The 1,907-nt window shown below is 73.8% G+C and carries 2 protein-coding genes; both read right to left on the bottom strand.

Features of this window, described 5'->3' with window-relative positions; all coding sequences use genetic code 11:
* Positions 1-179 precede the first annotated feature (179 nt).
* On the bottom strand, positions 180-1,022 hold the full coding sequence (locus tag F9B16_RS50245) for an RDD family protein (protein ID WP_151547322.1): 843 nt from the start codon (positions 1,020-1,022) through the stop codon (positions 180-182).
* A 103-nt stretch (positions 1,023-1,125) separates the two neighbouring features.
* Positions 1,126-1,907 (bottom strand): RDD family protein (locus F9B16_RS53960; RefSeq protein ID WP_151547321.1); only part of this gene is annotated, 782 nt, incomplete at its 5' end.

Genomic DNA, 1,907 nt, shown 5'->3' with positions numbered 1-1,907 from the left:
CGAGGCCGCGCGGCACGATCCCGCGCGGCGCGGTGCCGCGGCGGGCGGCGCCCCGGCCGCGTCGGCGGGGGCTGGGGGAGTTTCCGGCCATATGCACGCCGCCCAGCCTGCCCGGGACGGGCCGTGCCCGGCAACTCAGGCCCGTCCCCGGCACCTCGGGCCCGTCCCGCGGGACGCCCTCAGCGGTGCGCGTACGGGTCGGGCAGGTGCGCGCCCGCCTTGATCACGACCGTCCGGGCGACCTTGTCGTGCAGCGCCTGCTTGCGCGGGTCCCACAGGATCCACAGCACGTCGATGAGCCCGATGCAGCCGCAGATGCCGCCGAGGACGGTGTAGAACGCCGCCCGGCCCGCCGCCTGGCCGGTCGTGACCGCCATGCCGTCGTCCTGCCGGACGACCCGGATCTTCAGCAGCATCTTGCCGAGCGTCTGGCCCCACCTGGCCGTCATCAGCCAGAAGTAGAGGAAGCCCAGGACGATGCTGACCGCGTTGGTGCCGACCCGGGCGCCGTCGTACATGGTGCCGTTGTTGTGGAACACGTTGTCCCAGTTGACGAACGGCAGCGAGATCAGCCCGACGACGATCCCGACGATGATGCCGTCGATGATGGCCGCGCCGAGGCGCGCCCACCGGCTCGCCAGCCCGGCGGACGGGTCGACGTACTCGCCCGGGCCGCCCTGGTAGCGGGGCAGCCCGCCGTAGGGGTCGCCCTGGCCGGGGTAGGGCTGCTGCTCCTGCCCGTACCCCGGCTGCTGCCCGTACCCGGGCTGGCCGTAGCCGGGTTGCCCGTAGCCGGGCTGGCCGCCGTAAGGCTGCTGCTGCTCGCCGTAGCCGGGCTGGCCGTAACCCGGTTGCTGCTGGCCGTACCCCGGCTGCCCTCCATAGGGTTCCTGCCCGCCGTACGGCGGACCCGTGTACGGGCCCGGTTGCTCAGGCTGTCCCGGCTGCCCATGTGGTTGCTGCCCGTGCGGCCGATCCTCCGGCTGGTCCCCGGACTGGGGGTCATTGGGCGGTTGCGTCATGTCTGAGAGGTTCGCCGCGCCGCGTCCGTCCAAACCTCGCCGCGTCGGCGGAGACCGGAATGTTTACCGCCCGGATGATCAAGGGTTGCCGCCCGGGCCGGGATCAGGTACGCGCGTACGGGTCCGGCGCCCACGCCGGCGCCCGCACCACCACCGTCCCCGCGACCATGTCGTGCACGGCCTGCCGGTCGCGGTCCCACAGGATCCAGGCGTTGTCGAGCATCGCGATGAACCCGAACAGGCCCCCGAACGGGACCAGGAAGGTCAGCGCCGTCGTGATCGCGCTCGCCAGGAAGACGAAGCCCTGCCGGGCGATGACCTGCCCCCAGCTCGCCGCCGTGTGGTCGTCGGCCCGCACGACGCGGATACCGACCGCGCGCTTCCCGATCGTCTTGCCCCATAGGGCGTGCTGGACGGTGTAGTAGGCGACGCTCAGGAGCATCACGACGGCGTAGCCCACCACCAGGCGCGGGATGTCGTAGGCGTCCAGCGGGTTCTCGAGGCTCTGCCCGGTGTCGGCGGCCTCCCGCAGCCGGTCCCAGCGGATGGCGAACAGCGCGACCGGCACGTTGAAGATGCCGACGATGAACCTGTCGATGAGCCCGGCGGCGAACCGCAGCCCCCGGCTCGCGAGCGCTCCCGGTTCGCCGGGGCCGTAGGACGGCGGGCCGTAGCCGCCCTGGCCGTACGGCGCCTGCGCGTAGGGAGCCTGGCCGTAGCCCGGCTGCCCGGGCCCGTAGGGGGCCTGCTGCGCGTGGGGCGCCTGGCCATATCCGGCCTGGCCGGTTCCGGGCGCCGGGTACCCGGCCGGAGGCGCGAACACCGGCTGCGGGCGCCCGGGAGGCGCGCCGTACGCGCCCTGGTACGGCGGCGGCCGGTCGTCGG

The organism is Actinomadura montaniterrae (assembly GCF_008923365.1).
Classification (GTDB): Bacteria; Actinomycetota; Actinomycetes; order Streptosporangiales; family Streptosporangiaceae; genus Spirillospora; species Spirillospora montaniterrae.
The sequence above is the reverse complement of the archived record's forward strand: the minus strand, read 5'-3'. Positions and strand labels throughout refer to the sequence as shown.

Coding starts and splice junctions, on each gene's coding strand:
- F9B16_RS50245 (WP_151547322.1), bottom strand. CDS start 1,022: ATGACGCAACCGCCCAATGACCCCCAGTCCGGGGACCAGCCGGAGGAT.